This window comes from Hyphomicrobium sp. DY-1 (assembly GCF_047497105.1).
Taxonomy (GTDB): Bacteria; Pseudomonadota; Alphaproteobacteria; order Rhizobiales; family Hyphomicrobiaceae; genus Hyphomicrobium_B.
Genome location: NZ_CP134870.1, coordinates 2,340,001 through 2,361,127 on the forward strand (window position 1 = coordinate 2,340,001; position 21,127 = coordinate 2,361,127).

General features: G+C 59.0%; 19 protein-coding genes and 2 rRNA genes (1 of these 21 cut by a window edge). 14 read left to right on the plus strand and 7 right to left on the minus strand.

The window, feature by feature from the left end:
* From RLW41_RS11105 to RLW41_RS11115, 3 genes are all read left to right on the plus strand, one after another.
* Positions 1 to 1,676 (plus strand): 23S ribosomal RNA (locus RLW41_RS11105); it begins 1,117 nt to the left of the window's first position.
* Positions 1,677 to 1,816: 140 nt separating this feature from the next.
* Positions 1,817 to 1,931: ribosomal RNA gene (gene rrf / locus RLW41_RS11110) — 5S ribosomal RNA — on the plus strand.
* A gap of 218 nt (positions 1,932 to 2,149) precedes the next feature.
* Positions 2,150 to 3,112 carry a hypothetical protein gene (locus RLW41_RS11115; RefSeq protein ID WP_414464558.1) on the plus strand — a complete coding sequence of 321 codons (963 nt, stop codon included), beginning with the start codon at positions 2,150 to 2,152 and terminating at the stop codon, positions 3,110 to 3,112.
* A gap of 18 nt (positions 3,113 to 3,130) precedes the next feature.
* Here the strand turns inward: RLW41_RS11115 and RLW41_RS11120 are convergent, their stop codons facing one another.
* The gene (locus RLW41_RS11120; protein ID WP_414464559.1) at positions 3,131 to 3,970 is read right to left on the minus strand and encodes a hypothetical protein; all 840 of its coding nucleotides are present in this window, start codon (positions 3,968 to 3,970) and stop codon (positions 3,131 to 3,133) included.
* A gap of 234 nt (positions 3,971 to 4,204) precedes the next feature.
* Between RLW41_RS11120 and RLW41_RS11125 the strand changes: the two genes are divergently transcribed.
* Both RLW41_RS11125 and RLW41_RS11130 read left to right on the plus strand, forming a co-directional pair.
* Positions 4,205 to 4,588: a cupredoxin domain-containing protein gene (locus tag RLW41_RS11125; protein WP_414464560.1), complete on the plus strand. Its 384-nt coding sequence runs from the start codon at positions 4,205 to 4,207 to the stop codon at positions 4,586 to 4,588.
* Positions 4,589 to 4,594: 6 nt separating this feature from the next.
* Positions 4,595 to 5,422, plus strand: a complete 828-nt coding sequence (locus tag RLW41_RS11130; RefSeq protein WP_414464561.1) for an FTR1 family iron permease — start codon at positions 4,595 to 4,597, stop codon at positions 5,420 to 5,422.
* A 41-nt stretch (positions 5,423 to 5,463) separates the two neighbouring features.
* On the opposite strand, the gene RLW41_RS11135 is transcribed toward RLW41_RS11130, so the two are convergent.
* Positions 5,464 to 5,934: a DUF1348 family protein gene (locus tag RLW41_RS11135; protein ID WP_414464562.1), complete on the minus strand. Its 471-nt coding sequence runs from the start codon at positions 5,932 to 5,934 to the stop codon at positions 5,464 to 5,466.
* A gap of 116 nt (positions 5,935 to 6,050) precedes the next feature.
* Here RLW41_RS11135 and RLW41_RS11140 point away from each other — a divergent pair, with 116 nt between their 5' ends.
* The gene (locus tag RLW41_RS11140; protein ID WP_013950534.1) at positions 6,051 to 6,371 is read left to right on the plus strand and encodes a carboxymuconolactone decarboxylase family protein; all 321 of its coding nucleotides are present in this window, start codon (positions 6,051 to 6,053) and stop codon (positions 6,369 to 6,371) included.
* Between the two features lie 33 nt (positions 6,372 to 6,404).
* Here RLW41_RS11140 and ubiB read toward each other — a convergent pair whose 3' ends face one another.
* The 3 genes from ubiB to ubiE all read right to left on the minus strand — a co-directional run bounded on the left by ubiB (position 6,405) and on the right by ubiE (position 9,448).
* On the minus strand, positions 6,405 to 7,997 hold the full coding sequence (gene ubiB, locus RLW41_RS11145; RefSeq protein ID WP_414464563.1) for a 2-polyprenylphenol 6-hydroxylase: 1,593 nt from the start codon (positions 7,995 to 7,997) through the stop codon (positions 6,405 to 6,407).
* A gap of 252 nt (positions 7,998 to 8,249) precedes the next feature.
* Positions 8,250 to 8,543 (minus strand): hypothetical protein, encoded by a 294-nt coding sequence (locus RLW41_RS11150; RefSeq protein WP_409561810.1) that lies wholly within the window; start codon positions 8,541 to 8,543, stop codon positions 8,250 to 8,252.
* Between the two features lie 128 nt (positions 8,544 to 8,671).
* Positions 8,672 to 9,448 (minus strand): bifunctional demethylmenaquinone methyltransferase/2-methoxy-6-polyprenyl-1,4-benzoquinol methylase UbiE, encoded by a 777-nt coding sequence (gene ubiE, locus RLW41_RS11155; RefSeq protein WP_414464564.1) that lies wholly within the window; start codon positions 9,446 to 9,448, stop codon positions 8,672 to 8,674.
* A 79-nt stretch (positions 9,449 to 9,527) separates the two neighbouring features.
* Here ubiE and mutM point away from each other — a divergent pair, with 79 nt between their 5' ends.
* Positions 9,528 to 10,406, plus strand: a complete 879-nt coding sequence (gene mutM / locus RLW41_RS11160; RefSeq protein ID WP_414464565.1) for a bifunctional DNA-formamidopyrimidine glycosylase/DNA-(apurinic or apyrimidinic site) lyase — start codon at positions 9,528 to 9,530, stop codon at positions 10,404 to 10,406.
* Positions 10,407 to 10,413: 7 nt separating this feature from the next.
* Here mutM and RLW41_RS11165 read toward each other — a convergent pair whose 3' ends face one another.
* Positions 10,414 to 11,046, minus strand: coding sequence for a hypothetical protein (locus tag RLW41_RS11165; protein WP_409561813.1), 633 nt, complete (start codon positions 11,044 to 11,046; stop codon positions 10,414 to 10,416).
* 49 nt (positions 11,047 to 11,095) lie between these two features.
* Positions 11,096 to 11,674, minus strand: coding sequence for a hypothetical protein (locus tag RLW41_RS11170; protein ID WP_409561814.1), 579 nt, complete (start codon positions 11,672 to 11,674; stop codon positions 11,096 to 11,098).
* Between the two features lie 285 nt (positions 11,675 to 11,959).
* Here RLW41_RS11170 and rpsT point away from each other — a divergent pair, with 285 nt between their 5' ends.
* The 7 genes from rpsT (at position 11,960) to RLW41_RS11205 (ending at position 21,064) form a co-directional block, all read left to right on the plus strand.
* Complete coding sequence (gene rpsT / locus RLW41_RS11175) at positions 11,960 to 12,226, plus strand: 30S ribosomal protein S20 (RefSeq protein ID WP_414464566.1); 267 nt, start codon at positions 11,960 to 11,962, stop codon at positions 12,224 to 12,226.
* A 633-nt stretch (positions 12,227 to 12,859) separates the two neighbouring features.
* Positions 12,860 to 13,303, plus strand: coding sequence for a rhodanese-like domain-containing protein (locus RLW41_RS11180; protein ID WP_013950544.1), 444 nt, complete (start codon positions 12,860 to 12,862; stop codon positions 13,301 to 13,303).
* A gap of 204 nt (positions 13,304 to 13,507) precedes the next feature.
* Complete coding sequence (gene dnaA / locus RLW41_RS11185; protein ID WP_409563217.1) at positions 13,508 to 14,923, plus strand: chromosomal replication initiator protein DnaA; 1,416 nt, start codon at positions 13,508 to 13,510, stop codon at positions 14,921 to 14,923.
* Positions 14,924 to 15,209: 286 nt separating this feature from the next.
* Positions 15,210 to 16,328: a DNA polymerase III subunit beta gene (gene dnaN, locus RLW41_RS11190; RefSeq protein WP_013945661.1), complete on the plus strand. Its 1,119-nt coding sequence runs from the start codon at positions 15,210 to 15,212 to the stop codon at positions 16,326 to 16,328.
* A 532-nt stretch (positions 16,329 to 16,860) separates the two neighbouring features.
* Entirely contained in the window at positions 16,861 to 18,042 is a 1,182-nt protein-coding gene (gene recF, locus RLW41_RS11195; protein WP_414461466.1) for a DNA replication/repair protein RecF, read from the plus strand.
* Between the two features lie 147 nt (positions 18,043 to 18,189).
* Positions 18,190 to 20,643 carry a DNA topoisomerase (ATP-hydrolyzing) subunit B gene (gyrB, locus tag RLW41_RS11200; protein ID WP_409561819.1) on the plus strand — a complete coding sequence of 818 codons (2,454 nt, stop codon included), beginning with the start codon at positions 18,190 to 18,192 and terminating at the stop codon, positions 20,641 to 20,643.
* 130 nt (positions 20,644 to 20,773) lie between these two features.
* Positions 20,774 to 21,064 carry a hypothetical protein gene (locus tag RLW41_RS11205; protein WP_409561820.1) on the plus strand — a complete coding sequence of 97 codons (291 nt, stop codon included), beginning with the start codon at positions 20,774 to 20,776 and terminating at the stop codon, positions 21,062 to 21,064.
* Positions 21,065 to 21,127: the final 63 nt, after the last annotated feature.

Genomic DNA, 21,127 nt, shown 5'->3' on the forward strand with positions numbered 1-21,127 from the left:
AAGAAAGCGTAACAGCTCACTGGTCTAAACAAGGGTTCATGCGCCGAAAATGTAACGGGGCTAAAGCAGTGTACCGAAGACGCGGGTGTACAGCAATGTACGCGGTAGCGGAGCGTTCCGTAAGCCTGTGAAGGGAGACCCGTGAGGGCTCCTGGAGGTATCGGAAGTGCGAATGCAGACATGAGTAACGAAAGAAGTGTGAGAAACACTTCCTCCGAAAGTCCAAGGGTTCCTGCGTAAAGTTAATCTGCGCAGGGTTAGCCGGCCCCTAAGGCGAGGGCGAAAGCCGTAGTCGATGGGAACCACGTTAATATTCGTGGGCCAGTGGGTGTGTGACGGATGCAGCAAGTTGTTGAGGCTTATTGGATTGCCGAGGCAGCGAATGTGTCCCTGGAAATAGCCCCCACATAGACCGTACCCGAAACCGACACAGGTGGACTGGTAGAGAATACCAAGGAGCTTGAGCGAAGTGTGCTGAAGGAACTCGGCAAATTACCTGCGTAACTTCGGGAGAAGCAGGCTATCTCTTCGGGCAACCGGAGGGGTAGGGCACAAACTAGGGGGTGGCGACTGTTTACCTAAAACACAGGGCTATGCTAAGTCCAACGACGACGTATATGGCCTGACGCCTGCCCGGTGCTGGAAGGTTAAGAGGAGAGGTTCACGCCTTGAATCGAAGCCCCAGTAAACGGCGGCCGTAACTATAACGGTCCTAAGGTAGCGAAATTCCTTGTCGGGTAAGTTCCGACCTGCACGAATGGCGTAACGACTTCCCCACTGTCTCCAGCACACACTCAGTGAAATTGAATTCCCCGTGAAGATGCGGGGTTCCTGCGGTTAGACGGAAAGACCCCGTGCACCTTTACTGCAACTTTGCACTGGCAATCGTGACTGCTTGTGTAGGATAGGTGGTAGGCTATGAAACCTGGGCGCTAGCTCGGGTGGAGCCGAAATGTGAAATACCACCCTAGTGATTATGGTTGTCTAACCGCGGTCCGTTATCCGGATCCGGGACAGCGCATGGTGGGCAGTTTGACTGGGGCGGTCGCCTCCTAAATCGTAACGGAGGCGTGCGAAGGTGGGCTCAGGTTGGTCGGAAATCAACCGTCGAGTGCAATGGCATAAGCCCGCCTGACTGCGAGACTGACAAGTCGAGCAGAGTCGAAAGACGGCCATAGTGATCCGGTGGTTCTTTGTGAGAGGGCCATCGCTCAACGGATAAAAGGTACGCCGGGGATAACAGGCTGATGACGCCCAAGAGTCCATATCGACGGCGTCGTTTGGCACCTCGATGTCGGCTCATCACATCCTGGGGCTGGAGCAGGTCCCAAGGGTATGGCTGTTCGCCATTTAAAGTGGTACGTGAGCTGGGTTCAGAACGTCGCGAGACAGTTCGGTCCCTATCTGCCGTAGGTGTAGGAGAATTGAGAGGATCTGACCTTAGTACGAGAGGACCGGGTTGGACACACCTCTGGTGGACCTGTTGTCGTGCCAACGGCACAGCAGGGTAGCTATGTGTGGAAGGGATAACCGCTGAAGGCATCTAAGCGGGAAACCCACCTCAAAACGAGTTCTCCCTCGAGAGTCGTGGAAGACCACCACGTTGATAGGCCGGGTGTGGAAGCGCTGCAAGGCGTGTAGCTTACCGGTACTAATAACTCGATTGGCTTGATTGCTCTCATTTAGCAATGCTCATCGTTTGCCTGAAACCGCGAAACGGTTTTCGGCAATGGCGCGCTCTCACGAGCGCCGAACGATGAGCGTAGGGCTCAGAAAAAATAGACCAGAAACAGAAGTCATATGACGTCTCCGCCGACCTGGTGATTATGGCGGGGTGGCTGCACCCGATCCCATTCCGAACTCGGCCGTGAAACGCCCCTGCGCCGATGGTACTTCGTCTTAAGACGCGGGAGAGTAGGTCGTTGCCAGGTCTGCAGAGACGTCATGTGAATTCTTGAAAAACGAAGTCAATCAGTGCCCTCTATCGAATTCGAGAACGCGCCGCTGTGCCTTGAGCCAGTGGCGCGTTTTTGCGTTTGAGCTTCACAAACTAATTCACGCCGCATCCGACGAATATGCTTTTGGGCAATTCGACTTTTGCTTTTGCGGTGTCTCGGGGCGCCTGCGAAATTGGGGGGCGTCACACGATATGCTGCAATACATCTGGTCGAAGCTTTATGCGCAGTGGCTCCGATCTCAGCTTGTCAGACGTTTGCCTAAAATCGATCTGAAACACGGGACCGGCACGAACCTGATCCTCGGGATTGCGCGCAACTACAGCATTTCCGACTTGCGTCCGTTTGTCCGTTCAGCGCGAATGTTTCATGACTGCCGGATCGTCCTGGTCATCAACAACGATCCGGAGCTCGGAAAAGCGCTCGATGCGGAGGGCGTCGACTGTGTCCTCGAAGATGTTTCATCGAGCCTCGGGCGGCCTCATATGAATTTTGCGCGCGTGACCGATTATGTCGCGGTGCTGCAAGCGCTCTCGGGGCAGGTCGAACGCGTATTTTTGGCCGACACGCGCGACGTCGTTTTCCAGGGCGATATTTTCGAAGCGCTGCCTGATGCCCCGATGATTTTTTTCGAAGAGGGCAAAGGTTTTTCTCTGGAATCCGCTGGCTGGAACGGCAATGCGATCCGGCGAACTTTTGGGCTGCCGGTCTACGATCAAATCAAACATCACGAAGTGATCTGCAGCGGCACCGTTCTGGGGCGGCACGGCGTCACGCTGATGTATTGCTGGGAGAAGCTTTTACTCGGGCAAATGGTCCGCCGGCGTCATCACATGCGCTCGGGCGTCGATCAGGCGACGACGAACGTCATCGCACGTGTCAATCTCGTGCCGTCGTCGGTCGTGATGCCATACGACGGAGCGGTCGCGACGTTATCTGGACACAACACGAATTTTCTATCGGTCAAAGACGGACTGCTGGTGACAGCGCAAGGCGGTGTGCCGGCCGCGATCCATCAATACGATCGCAATCCTGCGGTCCGCGATTTTGTTTATGCGACGTATGATGGCCCAAAGAGCGGCAAAGCGGGCGATAAATCGAAAGATTCGACGCTGCAGAAAAAGCTTCGCGTCGCATTCGGTCTGCAGGGACCGTAGTCGCGTGCGGTTTTGCGATCATTCGATCGCATTTTCTTTGCCGCCACGGATCGCGACTTTGACACCGCATTTCTCCATCGGGAGTGCGGTCGATGTCCAGCGATCCTTCGTCACCGTCACGACATAGCGGCGGCAGTCGCGTCCCGCGCCCTGGACGAAATGCACGGTGAAGACCGCTAGTCCGGCTTTGCGTTTGTGTGGCCAGACGAACTCGCCGTTGTTCGGCACCGTTTTGATCGCTTTGCCGATCGCGTAAGCCGCGTTGCGATAATCCGTCGACGTCAGACGTGCGAGAACCGCGCGCGATAGATCAGGGTGCAAGCCGGCGGCTTCGGCCTTTTTGCGTAACGGATCGTTCGATGGCCGCGGTGGGGCATAGGCGTCAGATACATGCGGTTTTGCTGGTGTTTTTGCACCCGCTTCGTCGTCGTTCGTATCGCCTGGCGCAGTGGCGACGGTGACTTCAGGCAGGGGCTGACTCGGCGGCGCGATCGCTGCAGGCGGCGGAACGGGAGTAGGCGGGGCAAGTGGCGTTGAGCCTGGCGTGTCGGCGGATGCGATCTCTTTCGTCGGCAATGGCGCTGAGGGCGCTTGTTCTGGTGTCGCCAACGACGATGCGATGCGTTCAAATTTCGAAGTCCATTCTTGTCGCGTCTCAGCATCGGTGGCGAAGGCGCATCCGACGGTGGCGGCGATAAGAAGGAAAAGATACGTATAGGGAACGATTTCCAGGCGTCGTGACGGTTGCGGGCAAACCGGCTCACCGGCGTAGAAGTCTTGCGACGCGAAATCGGCATCGCTTTCGGAGATCATGAACGAGGGAAATTCGTCAGCGGAATAAGACGCGCGGGCATACATTGGCCGATCCTCAAATCTTCCAGCGAATGTCATTTCCCGCGCTGCATATGCACTGCACTGTCCTGGCCAAAAAATGGCAAGACGAAAAATGATGGAATTTCGGCGTTTTCTCCAGTCCGTCCAACCGGTTCTGTCCAGGCCGAGATCAATGTTCTTGACTCTTCTAGTGGCGTTCGCTCAGTTGACGGTGGACCTGATCTCGGGACCTTGAATCCTGACCTATTAGGAGCAGAGATGAGTATTTCACGTTTCGCACGTGCCGTGCGTCATTCGTCATTTTCTTCCATTCTTCTTGGTTCTGTTCTCGCCGTCGGCGGTGTCGTGATGGGCGCCGTCGCTGTCCAGGCGGAGGATACGCACGAGGTCGAGATCTCAATCAAAGATCATAAGTTCGAGCCGGATGCGCTGAAGCTGCCGATCGGCAAGCCGATCAAGATCACGGTGAAGAACCTCGACGCGACGCCGGAAGAATTCGAAAGCCACGACCTCGGCTTCGAGAAGATCATTGCCGGCAACAGCTCAGCGGTCATTCGCGTGAAGCCGCTAAAGCCTGGCACCTACATGTTCTTCGGTGAATTTCACCAGGATAGCGCGCTCGGTCACGTCGTTGCGGAGTAGGCGGCGATGCTTGCGGCTCTCATCATTGTCTTTCGCGAAGTTCTCGAAGCGGGCCTGATCATCGGCGTGGTGCTCGCGGCATCGCGCGGCGTTCATAGCCGTAACGGTGCGGTATCGCTCGGAGTCCTCGCAGGGATCGCAGGCTCAATCATCGTTGCGATGTTTGCCTCGCGGATCTCAGACGCTTTCGACGGCCGCGGTCAGGAAATTTTTGTCGCGGCGATCCTGCTGTTTGCGGTCGTCATGCTCGGGTGGCACGTCGCCTGGATGGCGCATCATGCTCGCGAGATGACGCAGCAGTTGCGGCAGCTGGGCAGCGATGTTTCTGCCGGACGGCAATCGCTGTTTGCGCTCGGCGCGGCTGTTGCCGTGGCGGTCATGCGTGAAGGCAGCGAGGTCGTGCTGTTCATGACCGGCATCATCATGCAGGGCAAGGATACCGGTTTCGAACTTCTGATCGGATCGGGTATCGGGCTGCTGCTTGGCGCTGTCGTGTCGATGGCGCTTTATTTTGGGCTCGCGGCCATTCCGATCCGGCAGATGTTTGCGTTTACCGGCGTTCTCATCACATTGCTGGCTGCGGGGCTTGCAGCCTCCGCGGTCAAGCAGCTGTCGAATGCAGGCCTGTTGAATGCGTTCGATTCAACGGTCTGGGACAGCTCGTCCATTCTGTCGGAAAACAGTTGGCCGGGGCGGGTCTTGAGCATTCTGGTTGGTTACATGGACCGGCCGACGGGAATGCAGCTCATCGCGTATGTCGCAACGGCGGCTGCAATTTTCTCTTTGAGCTACATCTGGCGAGCGCCGGCGAAACCGGTCAGTCAGAGCGCATAGAAAAAAGGCGCCCCTCGGGGCGCCTTTTTTATTTCATCGGCTCAAAGACCAAGATCCGACAATCCCGGATGATCGTCGGGGCGGCGTCCGAGCGGCCAGTGGAATTTCCTCTCGCTCTCGGAAATGCGCAGGTCGTTGATGCACGCATACCGATGGTGCATCAGGCCGTCGGGGCCGAATTCCCAGTTTTCGTTGCCGTAGGCGCGATACCACTGGTTGCTATCGTCGCGATATTCATAAGCAAAGCGTACGGCGATGCGATCCCCGGTAAATGCCCAGAGTTCCTTGATGAGGCGATAATCGAGTTCGCGGTTCCACTTCCGTGTCAGGAATTCGATGATCTGCTGACGGCCGACCGGAAACTCGGCGCGGTTTCGCCAAACGCTATCGACCGAATAGGCCAGCGCGACCTTCTGCGAATCGCGGCTATTCCAGCCGTCTTCGGCGCCGCGGACTTTCTGAATGGCGGTTTCGCGCGTGAAGGGCGGGAACGGCGGTCTGCTTTCAGACATTTTCGTCTCCTTCAAATTTGACAGTGGAGGGATTGCTTGACCCTGGACGCGAACGTCACGAGTCTCGGCGGCAGATCGAAATCGCTCGACGACACCTGCGGGAGGGAGCACTTACCATGTACGACATCGCCAATCTTTCGAATCTGCCTCATCTAAGAAATCTATCGTCGACGACGATGTCGGCGTTCGAAAACTTCGATCGCGCTGCCATGGCGGCGGGTGCCATTCCACGACGCTATAAGGAATTGATCGCGCTTGGCGTCGCCATCGCAACTCAGTGTCCGTACAGCCTCGAAGTCCATCGCACCAACGCAGAGAATGCCGGTGTGACGGAAGCAGAAATTGCGGAAGTCATTTATATCGCGGCGACGATGCGAGCAACGGCGGCTATCGCGCACGGAACCCATCTTGTCGGGCCGCGCAAAGCAACGCGCTAATGTCTGCGCCGCTAATGAAGTCTGTTGTCTGGCTTACAATACGCTGATCATTTTTATCATAATGATCGCTAGGCTGACGGCTGCGATCCAAAGTGCGATGTCGGCTGTCCGGCTGCGTCGCGAGCGCGATGCGATTTTATCGACGGATTCATCGTCGAGGCGAAGTCCCGCATTGGCCATTTGGGACATGCCGTTAATTGCCTGCGCAACATTCTGCAGAAGCGCCGGAGTCTTCATCAAGACATCGCCAATTGTTTCAACGCCACGGCCCGCTTCGCGCAAGCGGCCGAGAGGCGAGAGATTGGATTCCATCCATTCCTTCGCCACCGGTTCGGCGGCAACCCAGACGTTCAACGTTGGATCGAGATCGCGTGCGACGCCTTCGACGATGACCATGCTCTTTTGCAGCAGGATCAGCTCCGGACGTGTCTGCATGTCGAAGACTTCGGTATAGGCGAAGAGCTGGCCCAAAAGGTCGGCCATCGAAATTTCTTCTGCCGTGCGGCCTTGGATCGGTTCGCCGATGGCGCGCATCGCCTGGGCGAATTCTTCGACGCTGTGATGCGGGGGCACGTAGCCCGCTTCGAAGTGGATGGCGGCGGCGCGGTAGTAATCGCGGGTGATGAGGCCGTGCAGGATTTCTGCGAGGAAGCGGCGCTCGGGCAGGCCCAAGCGGCCCATGATGCCGAAGTCGACGGCGACGATCTTGCCGTTGGCATCGACGAACAAATTCCCCTGATGCATATCGGCGTGAAAGAAACCGTCGCGCATGGCGTGACGAAGAAATGAGCGCAGCACGGTCATGCCGAGAGCGGCAGTGTCGAAGCCCTTGGCCTTGAGAACGTCGCGTTGTGCGATCGGCGTCCCGTCGATCCATTCGATCGTCAGAACGCGTTTGGCCGTGCGTTTCCAGTCGATATCGGGAACGCGGAAGCCTTCGTCCTCTTTGATGTTTGACGCCATCTCGGAGATGGCTGCGGCTTCGAGGCGCAAATCCATCTCGAGGTCGGTCGTGTGCTTCAGATTATCGACAACGGCAACCGGTTTCAGGCGGCGCGCGGGCGGATACATGCGTTCGATCATCCGCGCGGCGAAATAATAGCTGTCGAGGTCGCGATAGAAACGCTTCTCAATGTTCGGCCGCAGAATCTTGACGGCAACGGCCTTCTTCACGCCGTTGTCGAGCACGTAGGCTTTGTGGACCTGGGCGATTGAAGCGGCAGCGACGGGCGGTCCGAATTCGACGAAATGATCTTCGAGCTTGCCGCCGAGCGCGCGTTCAACGGCTTCACGGGCTTCCGCCATCGAGAACGGTTCGGCTTTGTCTTGAAGCTGGCGCAGATCGTCGGAAAGCTCAGGCCCGATGACGTCGGCGCGGGTGGCGAGAAACTGGCCGAGCTTCACATAGCTCGGCCCGAGCTTCGCCAATGCTGTTGCGACGCGGGCGGATTGCGGCTCGCCTTTGCGGAAGGCCGATGCCACGAGCGTCACCGGCAATGTGGCGATGCGCGCAAGTTTTAGAGGCAGCGGTACCGGCATGCCCTTCGGAACGAAGCGGACGCCATATTGCGCAAGCACAAAACCGGCGCGCGCGAGTCGTAGGGAGTTAAGAAGCGCTCCGGGCATGGTGGTGATTTCGTCGTCCTGAATTCTCTGGGGGCGCAGGCCGTGGTTTCGCTCGGCCTCGGCACATTGCGCCGCAACCTCGTTGGGTCAAGTGTAGCCGCTCGGAGGGGTAAAAACGGTTAAGCCGGGACGGCATTCGTAACTGCCGCAGCCAGGGCCATCGCGGCTTGGACGCCATACAACTTGCGGACAAAAAAATAGCGCCCGGCGGATTGCCGCGGGCGCTACTTTCGAGCAAATGCTCAGCTCGATCTATAGCTTACAGAACGTTGCGCGGCCGTGACAGGTGACCATGCCGCCGTTCGGGCTGCAGCGATACTTTTTGTTGACGACCTTGTAGCCGGCGACCTGGCCGTTCGCCAGGAAACCCGGCCAGAGACCCCAGCTGACGTTCTGGACCATCGTCTCCATCGCGAACCATTTTGCCGAATCGGCCGACGTTGACGTGGCGACCGCGCCCTTCGTCATGCAGCCAGCATTGGCGACGCCGGCGCCGAGCGAAACAAGCGCCGCAGCAGCGACGCCGATCAATAGCTTCGATTTCATGTGTCCCACCTCCTCGTATAGAAGAAAGTCATTCCTTCGTCCCCGAGAGGGAAAGCTATGAATCGCAGCCGCCAGCGTCAATTGAACTTACGCTGAAGGGCAAAAAACGTAGTTCACGCTGTGGCCGATCAGATCTTCCAGCCGCCGTGAATCGCCGCGATGCCGCCGGTCAGATTGCGATAGGCGACGCGCGAGAAACCAGCGTTACGAATCATGTCGGCGAAGGCTTCCTGCTTGGGGAAGCGGCGGATGCTTTCGACGAGATAGCGATAGGATTCCGAATCGCCCGCAGCCAGCTGCCCGAGACGCGGAATGACCTCAAACGAGTGGAAGTCGTAGGCGCGATCGAGCAACGGCACGCGGCATTCGGAAAATTCCAGACACAGGAAGCGTCCGCCGGGCTTCAGCACGCGGTAGGCTTCGGCAAGCGCGTTGTCGATGTGGGTCACATTGCGAATGCCGAACGCAATCGTATAGGCGTCGAAGCTCGCGTTCTCGAAAGGCAGCTCTTCGGCGTTGCCTTCGACGCAGGTGATGCGGTTCTCAAGTCCTGCATCGGCGATGCGGCGGCGGCCGACGTCGAGCATCTCGGGGCTGATGTCGCAGATGACGGCGGTGGCGTTCGGCCCTGAATCTTTAGCGTAGCGGATGGAAATGTCGCCGGTGCCGCCGGCAACGTCCAAAAGCTTGAACGGCGTGGCACTGCGCGGCGCGTTCAGCATCGTGATGAGTTCGCGCTTCCAGAGGCGATGCAGGCCACCGGACATCAAGTCGTTCATCAGGTCGTAGCGATCGGCGACCGACGCGAAGACCTTGTTGACGAGTCCCTGGCGTTCGGCCTCGGACACGGTGCGGAAGCCGAACGACGCGGTGCTCTGGCTTGCGGTTTCTGAGTTTTGATCCATATCCGGGACCATAGCCGCTCGCGGGCGGCCGCGCTATCGTCGGCGCATCTCATCGTCAATTTCAGGTGACATTTCTCCTATGCCCGAACTCCCCGAGGTCGAAACCGTGAGGCGGGGGCTGGCGCCGGTGCTGGTCGGCAGCCGGGTTGCGCGGATTGATGCGCGGCGGCCGGATTTGCGTTTTCCGCTGCCGGAACGGTTCGGCGAGCGGTTGGCGGGGCAAGACATCGTCGGGCTGGAGCGGCGTGCGAAATATCTGATTGCGACGCTTTCGAGCGGTGAGGATCTCGTCATGCATCTGGGCATGACCGGGCGGTTTTCCGTCATCCATAAGGACTTCATCGACCGGCCGGGGGACTACATCCACGAGACGGGGCCTGATCCGGCGCACGATCACGTTGTGCTGCATCTCTCCGACGGGACGCAGGTGATCTACAACGATCCCAGGCGGTTCGGATTCATGGTCATGATGCCGCACGCGGAGCGGCCGGAGCATGCGCTGTTTCGCAAGCTCGGGGCGGAGCCGCTGAGCGATGAATTGACGGCCGAATATCTGGCGCGGCGAGCGCTGGGCAAGAAGGTCAATCTCAAAGCCTTTCTGATGGATCAGCATGTCGTGGCGGGGCTCGGCAACATCTACGCGTCCGAGGCGCTGTTTCAGGCGGGGCTATCGCCCGATCGTGTTGCGGCAACGTTGGCGAACCGTCGCGGAGGTATAGATAAGGCCGAGAAGCTCGTCATCGCGATCAAGGATGTTCTGCAACGGGCCATCGCAGCGGGCGGTTCGACACTGCGAGATTACCGCAGTGCCGACGGCAAGAAGGGAGCATTCCAAGAACGGTTTGCCGTTTACGACCGGGAAGGCGGCACGTGTCCGACTCCTGGATGCGGCGGCGAAATCCGTCGCGCGGTGCATGCCGGGCGCGCGACGTTTTATTGCCGGCGGTGTCAGCGCTGAAGTGGTGTCAGCTTGCCGTTGAGGTGGCTGAGCGCTCGCATAGTGCGGCGTTCGTCTTGATCAGGATGACACTGATGCACATCACGGCGAAGCCGCCGCCGAGGAAAAGCTGGTTCGCGGCCCAGTCACCTTTATGCGTGATGGCGAGTTTGCCGGCAGCTATCAGCCAGACAAGGCCGATGGCAATCAAGATCGCCTGATAGCCTGCGATTTTCGCCATGCGGTCGAGCGACGATGTTTGCGCGAGCGGGTCATTCGGGTTTGAAAGCCGCTTCAAGTAATAGCCGTAGGCGGCTGCAAAGAGCATGCAAGCCGTACCGTATTCCCAGCCGTGCTGCCAACGTACGTGCGTACCCAGATAGATGGCGTAGAACGCCACGCCACACCACAGGAATGCCAAGGCAATCAGAAAGACGTTCGCGCGCATCGCTTCGCGCTGCGTGGCAACGGCCGATCCGGTTGCCGGGCGCTGCCAGATCGGAGCATTCGTTCGCAGCGCGGCCATGACCATGACAGCTGAGAAAACCGCGGCGGCGACTGCCGAGTCCGCGATCTTCATCAGACGGCAGGCGAGATACATGGCGATGAGAGCTGCGGCGAGTGTCACTGCCAGCCAAGGCAGCGATGGGCGCAAGGTCATGGTGTCGGAAGCTCCCCCTTTTGGACGGCGCGGTGGCCTGCTCTCGAACCTACATGCGTGAGCGCAGGGCGTCCAAGCTGATAGCTGCAATGGCGAGCGCACCAAAGAAGAAGATGTTGCATCCCGCCCAATCGGCGTGGGTCGCGGCGCGCGGAAACTTGTGATCGACGAACAGGCTGATGACGCCGGCCGCCATGCCGATCACCTGAAACTGAAGCAGAAGACGTCCCATCTTCACCAGCATGGCGTCGTCGCGTCCGGCGGAGCGGTCGCGATCGAGAAGGACGGCGAAGCCGATGGTGGCGACGGCAGCAAACAGAAAGCCGATGAAAAACTGCCACCACTCGGCCCAGTGCTTATCCATAACGAAGAGGTACGTGATCAGGATCGCGAGCGCGGCCCAAGCCCAGACCAGAGCCAGATATCGCGCCGTCGAACTGGCGATGGCGCTCATCGGCGCGCCGGTGTTCCTCAGCTTCTGGTGATCACGGATGGCAATCAGGGCGAAGGCTACGCAGATAACCGCGACGGCCGCCATCTGCAGGGTCGGCTGTTCTGCGGAGGCGGCCAGGACAGTCGCGCAAACAGTAGCCGCGAGAGAAAACAGCCAACCGGTCATGGACAACATTCTCTGGCGGTCTCCCAATTCTGGATCAAAAGCATGTAAGTCGGGATGGACTTAGCGCAAATGGCGGCGCAAAGCGCTGCGACCGGCCGTCGGTGGCGGCTTTTGTGACGGATTCGTGCTTTTCCGGGTGCGCTTCATTGACCGGCGGCCGTTAGGCGGGTATATCCGCCGCAAACCGTGCCTGGAGCGAAAATCCCGGGCCGACGATCAATATCTTCAACCCATTGCCGCGCTTAGCATTTTGCGAATGCGACGGCGCATTCGCAGCAAACGTAAGGACACCCAATGGCAAATACGTCGTCGGCAAAGAAAGCCACGCGCCAGATGATCCGCCGCACCGAAGTCAACAAGTCGCGCCGTTCGCGCGTCAAGTCCGAGGTTCGCTCGGTCGAGGAAGCTATCAAGTCGGGCGACCAAGCCAAGGCACTTGCTGCGCTTTCGGCCGCTGAACCGCTTCTCGTGCGCACCGCTCAGAAGGGCGTCATGCACAAGAAGACCGCAGCCCGGAAGGTTTCCAGGCTTGCTCAGCGTGTCAAGGCCATGAGCGCATAACGCACTTGTGAATAAGGGGAGCCAATTTTTCTCCCTGTTGCATATTCGCTACGGTAAAGAGCGGGCCCGCCAACGGGCCCGCTGTTTTTTTATCGTCATTAATCGCCCGGAATCCGGCCCATTGGACGGGATGTTCTGATGCCGGATAAGTTTGGCGCTCTTTCGAGGCGGAGTCGGACGGCAAGAGAAAATGACGTCTGGGTGACGGTCGTGGCGGCGATGCAACCCAGAGTGTGTCAGTGGAAAAAATGCGAATAGAGTCAGATGGTTTATGCACAGAGGTTGCGATGTGACTCGCGTTTTCACCAGTACCTGTGGACAACTTTTGGTGCGCCTCAATCGCCCCAATGGCTGCGCTGGGGTGCTTGTCGAAAAGAGGGTTAAGGGATAGTAAATTTCTAGTGGATGGCAGCGGGGTAAAGCGGTCGTTCGCACTGGTAAGTTCGGCGAGCGTAGCATTCGGGTCTTTCAAGCTTTGATGACCCGGACTGTATCGCCAAAATAGATAAAGACCTGCGTTTCAACTTGGGAGTTGCTTTGGCTAGCCCAAGAATAGTTGGGTATTCTCTGGTTCTGGCTGGGGATATTCTCGCGGGTCTTTATCAGTACTTGTGTAAGGCGTGAGGGGAATTCGTGGAAAAAGTTGAGGCTTCTGGCGTCGAGGACGTGTCCGTTCTCGAAACTTGGAAGCGTCTCGAAGGCGATCCGAAGACTGTTCTTGTTGATGTTCGGACGCGTGCCGAATGGGCTTTTGTGGGTGTGCCCGACCTTTCGAAGATCAACAAGGACGTCATGCTGATCGAATGGCAGACGTTCCCTGACAGCCGGATCGCTCCGGACTTTATCGAACGATTGACGGCGGCGTTGGCTGCCAAGGGAGTCGAGAAGAATACTGAGATTTTTTTTATCTGCCGTTCGGGCGGGCGCAGCCGGATGGCTGCCGAGGCAATCGCCGGAGCGGGATATTCGAGGTGTCGAAACGTCATGGAGGGCTTTGAGGGACCGTTAGACGCTGCCCAACACCGGAGCCAAATCGCAGGCTGGAAATTCGCCGGTCTCAACTGGCTGCAAGGGTAGCAAGACGTCACACGGAAGGCACGGCACCGGAAGGCAGAGGGTAATGCCGGACGGTGATGAGGGGGGACGCTTTCAGGCGTCCCGCGTTATCAGCGGGAGTACATCACTATGCAGGCAGCACAAAAGGCAGAGTCTCAAGGTAATGAGCACAGCGCCGAGACGCCGACGGTTGCGGTAGAGGGCCGTGGTCACAAGGTCCGCGCCATGCTCAAGGTTCAGCTCGGAGATGAGGTCTATTCGAGCTGGTTCAAGAGCCTGGAATTCGAAAGCTTCGATGGACGGATCGTCAAGGTTTCGGTGCCGGTCAAGTTTGTGCGCAACTGGATTCAAGAACACTATTCCGAGCACTTGCTGCGCTGCTCGCGCGTTGAATTCGCAACGGCCGAGCGCGTCGAAGTCGTCTGGCGGCAGCCCGGTGCGGTTCCGCAGCGGCCGGCGGATGCTCGTATCGGAGACGCCGCGCACACCAGCGCTGCCATTCCAGCACCCATCGCGCACGTCGAGACGCCGCGTCCGGCAGCACCGCTGCGGGCTCCGGTTCTGCCCGTCCAGCGGACGTCTGCGGGCGGCCTTGAAGGTTCGCCGCTCGATCCGCGCTATACATTTGAAAGCTTCGTCGTCGGGGCGTCGAACCGGATGGCGCATGCGGGCGCCACGCAGGTTGCGGAAACGGTCCTAACGGGTGCGCCCGGCTACAATCCTCTTTACATCCATTCGGCGGTCGGCCTCGGCAAGAGCCACCTTCTTCATGCCATCGCTTGGGAAGTGAAGAAGCGGGCGCCGAATGCACAGGTGCTGTATCTTACGGCCGAACGCTTCCGCTATCAGTTCGTCGAAGCGCTGCGGTCGTCTGATCCGCTGGCGTTCAAGGAGCGCTTCCGCAACATCAACATGTTGCTGATCGACGACCTCGAATTCCTGCAAGGCGAGCGGACCGAGCAAGAGTTCGATCACATCATCAATGCACTGCTCGACGGCGGTAAGCAGGTCGTCGTTGCTTCGGCGCGGGCGCCGAACCAGATCGAACGGCTGAACGAGCGTATGCGGTCGCGACTGCAGCGTGGTCTCGTCACCGAGCTTCAGTCTCTCGATCATGAGCTTCGCCTCAAGGTGCTGGACAAGCGTCTGGCCGAGAAGAAAGCGGCCGACCCGTCATTCTCGCTGTCGCGCGATGTCGTCGATCTCCTGGCGCTGCGCCTGACGGAGAACGGCCGCGAGCTCGAAGGGGCGGTCACGCGCCTTTACGCGACGTGGCAGTACATGCGCACGCCGATCACGCTCGACATTGCCGAGACGGTCATCCGTGACCTCGTGCAGAACCTTGAGCCGCGCCGGATCAAGATCGAGGATATCCTGCGGATTATTTCCCGACATTACGGCGTGTCGAAGGGCGATCTGCTGTCGCAGCGCCGTCATCGTTCCGTCGTTTGGCCGCGCCAGATCGGCATGTACCTGGCCAAGCATCTCACAGCGCGTTCGCTGCCGGAAATCGGACGGCGGTTCGGCGGCCGCGACCACACCACCGTTTTGCATGCGATCCGCAAGATCGAGGGCGAAATCAGCAAGAATCCGAACCTCGGAGACGAGCTTGAGGAGCTGAAACGGCTTCTCAACCACTGACCGCAACTTCACCCCTTGCGGCCTGATGCGACGCGGGGCCGGCATTTCATCCCCCTGGAGTGCCGGCCTTGCCGCGTGTGGGATAAGCCCGTAATTGGCGGTATCACGCAGATTGTGCGCTGACCCATACATCTTACTTGAAAAACTAGCTTCTTTCGGGTCTGATCCGGCTCCACGGGCGATTCCGCCCAGCGGCGCGGTCCGCGCCAAATTCGTTCTTTTGCGTGAGATGCTGCGGCGGGTTTCGACCGCGCTTCCATGCACACTTCCATAGCTGAGGATAAATATGCGTCTCGAGATCGAACGTGGGGAACTCTTGAAGGCGCTCAGCCACGTCACAAGCGTCGTCGAACGGCGGACGACGATCCCGATCTTGTCGAACATTATGCTTAAGGCCGCGGGCGACGCGCTGATGTTCAAGGCGACGGATCTCGAACGCGAGGTGAGCGAGAGCGTCGGCGCCAAGGTTTCGGCGCCCGGCACGCTGACGGTTCCGGCGCATGTGCTGCACGACATCGTGCGCAAGTTGCCGGACGGTGCCGAGATCGAGATCAAGCGCGACGGCGATAAAGAACGTCTGACGATCACGTCGGGGCATTCGCGTTTCAGCTTGCAGACGCTGTCGGCCGATGATTTTCCGGATCTTGCGGTCGGCGAGATCGGGCACGAGTTCACGATGGAAGCCGGCGACTTGAAGCGGCTCATCGACAAGACGAAATTCGCGATTTCGACGGAAGAGACGCGCTACTATCTCAACGGCATCTATCTGCATCCGGCTGAGACGGACGGCACGAAGACGCTGCGTGCTGTCGCGACCGACGGTCATCGCCTGGCGCAGGTGGAATTGCCGCTGCCGAAGGGCGCGGAGGGCATGCCGGGCGTCATCATTCCGCGCAAGACGGTGCACGAGTTGACGCGGCTGCTCGAAGATTCGAGCGCGAAGGTGAAGGTCGGCGTCTCGCAGACGAAGGTGCGGTTCGAGATTGGCTCGGTCGTGCTGACGTCGAAGCTGATCGACGGTACGTTCCCCGATTACGGCCGCGTCATTCCCCACAACAACGACAAGGAAATGAAGGTCCCGAACGCGTCGTTCAAGAGCGCCGTCGATCGCGTGTCGACGATTGCAAGCGAGCGCGGGCGTGCGGTGAAGCTCAATGTCGGCAAGGACAAGCTGATCCTGACGGTGAACAATCCGGAAGGCGGCAGCGCGACGGAAGAAATTCCGGTCGGCTACAGCGCTGGGCCGCTGGAGATCGGTTTCAACGCACGCTATCTGCTCGACATCGCCGATCAGCTCGAAGGCGAGGATGCGCGGTTCCTGCTCGCCGATCCCGGTTCGCCGACGATGGTGCGCGATAGCAGCGACGCCAGCGCGCTCTACGTGCTGATGCCGATGCGGGTTTGATCGGCTCGAAGGAGTCTCACTCCTTTTGAAGAGGAGGGGAACGCTAGGAGCAAGACGCACGCTGAGTATTAGTGCTGACGAGGCCGTAACAGGTTTTCTTTGATTTCGACGACGCCCACATCTATTTCTGCTGGCGTTCGCGCATTCCTGTTTGCCGCAGGTCTGGATGCGCGGCCACAATTCTTGCGCTTCAAACTAATTTCGCAAAATTATAGGCCGCGAATGTGCCTAGACAACTGCGAGCTAGAAGCCAAGAAACCGAATCGGCAAGTAGTGTTTGGGTGGGCAATCTGGCTGGACAGAAATGCAAATTTTATCGAAGCCGAATTCCACGCCGTCATTAAAAAGGCGGATCGACTAATTGACGTCACTCCGCGCGTTGATGGAGAAGATAGAATTCTCTTTGTGCCGGATAAGCAGCGGATAGCAGAGCGGCTCACAAAGCACGAATGGCTAACATGGGCGAACATAAAGTCTGCCAATGGAATTATTTTGGAGCCCACGCGTCCTATTCGGATTGTAAACACTCCCGATGAGGGCTGAAATTGTCGATTGCAACAGGGCTGGCTTATGGGTCGAGCGGCTGCAGCTCACGAATTTTCGCAGCTACGCGTCGGCGAGGGTGACGACGGACGCCGGGCCGCAGGTGATCGTCGGCGCGAACGGGTCGGGCAAGACCAATCTTCTCGAAGCATTGTCGTTGCTGTCGCCTGGACAGGGACTAAGGCGTGTACCGTTTCTCGATTTGGCGCGGGCGGTGGGCGACGGCGGGTTCGCGGTGGCGGCGCGGGCGCATACACTTGCCGGACCTGCCGATCTCGGTACGGGTTTAGCGCCCGGTGCAAATTCGCGTGGCGAGCGCACGGGCCGCATCGTGCGGATCGACGGCGCGGCGCAATCGGGCTCGGGTATTCTCGCCGATTACCTCGAAATCGTGTGGGTGACGCCGGCGATGGACGGGCTGTTCACGGGCGCTGCATCCGAGCGGCGGCGGTTTCTCGACCGGCTGATCCTGTGTTTTGACCATGGATACCGGACGATCGCAGGGCGCTTCGAGCGCGCCATGACAAGCCGCAACCGGCTGCTCGCAGATGGCGTGCGCGACAACGCGCAGCTTTCGGGTTTCGAGCAAGTGATGGCCGAGACGGGCATTGCGGTGGCGGCGGCGCGGCTCGAAGCGGTCGCTGCCATGCGCGCCATCGTCGAGAAGCGGCGTGCGCGTGATCCGAACTCGGCGTTTCCTTGGTCGGCATTCCGGCTCGAAGGGACGATCGAAGACGACCTGAGCGGTATGTCGGCGGTCGAAGCGGAAGATTTGTATGCCAAGACATTGCGCGACACGCGCGAACGCGACCGTGGCGCTGGGCGGACGCTCGATGGGCCGCACCGGTCGGATCTTATCGTCGAGCATGGGCCGAAGGCACTCGAAGCGCGGCATTCCTCGACGGGCGAGCAGAAAGCGCTGCTGCTCGGGCTCGTTCTGGCGCACGCTGAGCTTTTGACGGAGCGACAGGAAGGCGCTGCGCCGATCCTGCTGCTCGATGAAATCACGGCGCATCTGGACGTTCACCGCAGGGCAGCGCTTTTCGATGAAATCCTGCGGCTCGGCGCGCAAGCCTGGATGACGGGCACGGACGCGGATGCCTTTTCCGCGCTTGCCGAAAAGGCCCGATTCTGGGGCGTGAACGAGGGAAAAATCGAAGCCCTTCCGTAACGACTTCAAGAGGGACAAACAGCCACATCCAAAATGCTGAAAAACAAAGGTTTTTTGGCCTCAAATTCTGTCGATTTCTTGCGCATTTTCGAGGCGATTTGTGCTATACAAAACGACCGAATATCCGCCCGCTGAGAAAGCCAAAAAATGAACGCGCAACCGCTCAAGAAAACCCCTGAGTCTGACGACTACGGAGAAGACAGCATCAAGATGCTGAAGGGGCTCGATGCGGTCAGAAAACGCCCCGGCATGTACATCGGCGACACCGATGACGGCTCGGGTCTGCATCACATGATTTACGAGGTGGTCGACAACGGGATCGACGAGGTTCTCGCCGGTCATGCGAAGTCGTGCATGGTGACGCTGAACCCCGACGGCTCGTGCACGGTGCGCGATGATGGCCGCGGTATTCCGACCGGCATCAAGCGCGACGACGATCACGATCCGAAGCGCTCGGCGACGGAAATCGTTTTCACCGAGCTGCATGCGGGCGGCAAGTTCGACCAGAACTCCTACAAGGTGTCGGGCGGTCTGCACGGCGTTGGTGTGTCGGTTGTCAACGCGCTGTCGACGTGGCTCAAGTGCCGCGTCTGGCGCGATGGCAAAGAGCACTTCATCGAATTTCACAACGGCAACGCTGTTGCGCCGCTGAAGGTCGTCGGCGATGCGGGCGAGGAGCGCGGCACGGAAGTCTCGTTCCTGCCGAGCACCGAGACGTTCCACAACGTGACGGAATTCGATTTCGCGACGCTGGAACATCGCCTGCGCGAACTGGCGTTTCTCAACTCCGGCGCGAAGATCGTGTTGACCGATGCGCGCCACGCCGACGTGAAGCGTGAGGAATTCATGTACGACGGCGGCACGGCTGCGTTCGTGCGCTATCTCGACCGCTCGAAGACGTCGGCGCTCAGTGAGCCAATCCTGATTAATGCCGAGAAAGACGGGATTACCGTTGAGGCGGCGCTGTGGTGGAATGACAGCTATCACGAGACCGTGCTCTGCTTCACGAACAACATCCCGCAGCGCGACGGCGGCACGCATCTCGCCGGTTTCCGCGGAGCGTTGACGCGTATCGTCAACAAATACGCCGAAGAGTCAGGCATTGCGAAGAAAGAGAAGGTCAACCTCTCGGGCGACGATGCGCGAGAGGGTTTGACGTGCGTGCTCTCGGTCAAGGTGCCGGATCCGAAGTTTTCTTCGCAGACGAAAGACAAGCTTGTCTCATCGGAGGTTCGCCCGGTCGTTGAGGCGGCGGTTGGCGATCAGCTCGGCGCCTGGTTCGAAGAGCATCCGAAAGAAGCGAAGGTCATCGTCGGCAAGATCGTCGAAGCAGCGTTGGCACGCGAAGCGGCGCGCAAGGCACGCGATCTCACGCGGCGAAAGGGTGCGCTTGATGGTTTGCGGTTACCGGGCGGTCTCGCGGAATGCCAGGATCGCGACGCGTCCAAGACCGAGCTTTTCATCGTCGAGGGCGACTCGGCCGGTGGCTCTGCGAAACAGGGCCGCAAGCGCGAGTTCCAGGCGGTGCTGCCGATCCGAGGTAAAATCCTGAACGTCGAGCGCGCGCGTACCGACAAGATGCTGTCGTCGGAGCAGGTGACGAACATCATCGGGGCGCTGGGCACCGGCATCGGACGCGACGAGTTCAAGCTCGATAAGCTGCGCTATCACAAGGTCATCATCATGACCGACGCCGACGTTGACGGCGCGCACATCCGAACGCTGTTGTTGACGTTCTTCTATCGTCAGATGCCGGAGCTTGTCGACAAGGGGCATGTCTACATCGCGCAGCCGCCGCTCTACAAAGTGGCGAAGGGCAAGTCGCATTCGTATCTCAAGGATCAACGCGCGCTGGAAGATTATCTGATCGATCAAGGCCTCGCCGACGCGGTTCTCGTCACGGGCGATGGCGCGGAGCGCGCAGGCCGCGATCTGCGCGATATCGTCGAGCAAGCTCGGCAGATTGCGGGCGGTATCAATGGGCTGCACCATCGCTATAACCGCGACGTGGCCGAGCAGGGCGCGATCGGCGGCGCGTTTGATGCCTCGCTCCTGAATACGCCGTCGGCCGAAAAGGCAAACGCGATCGCGGAACATGTCGCGAAGCGGCTCGATGCGATTTCGGAAGAGATGGAAACAGGCTGGGAAGGCCGTTACGGCAACGACGGCTATGTCTTCAAGCGCGAAGTGCGCGGCGTGACGGAAGTGCACTTCCTCGACCGGGCGTTGCTCGGCTCGCTCGATGCGCGACGCATTAACGAGCGGCACGCGCATCTCGTCGAAGTTTACGAGACGCCTGCGAAGCTCAAGCGCAAGGACAAGACGGATGTCATCACTGGGCCGCGCTCGCTGCTCGAAGCCGTTTACGAGACAGGCCGCAAGGGGCTCGATCTGCAGCGCTACAAAGGCCTTGGCGAGATGAATCCGGAGCAACTCTGGGAGACGACCCTCGACCCGGACGTCCGTACGCTCTTGCAGGTGAAGGTCGGCGATCTGGCGGAAGCCGACGAAATTTTCGCCAAGCTGATGGGCGATGTCGTCGAGCCGCGCCGCGACTTCATCCAGGAAAACGCGCTCAACGTTTCGAACCTTGATGTGTGAGTGGAGGTGTCGCTCACTCGCATCGGCCGGGACACTCGGATTTTTACTCCTGGTTTTGATCTGCAGTGTTTCCGCGTCGGCGGAGACTTATGGGCCTTTTTTCTACCGTATCGGGGTTGCGGAAAGTTATGTGGGTTTTGAAACGTCACTTTCCCTGAACGGTTCGAAACTGGTCGTCGAAAACTGCATTCAAGTTGTCTTTCCAGGGAAGCGGCAGTGTTCTTCTCAAACCTTTCAAGAGGGCGAGTTTTCATTGACCGACGATTTCGTCGAATATGTCAGCGGCAATATCGAGAAAGTTGATCGCAAATCTCGCCTGTTTACGATCGAAGATAGTCAGGACCACCACGCAATCATTCGAAACGTTGCCGAACGCTTCGAGGGGTGGGAGACTACGCCCGCGAACTGGCTCAATCAGTGACGGGCTAGATCGTTCATTCTGCGCGGGTGCCTGATGGATCCTCGTGACAAGGCCGAGGATGAC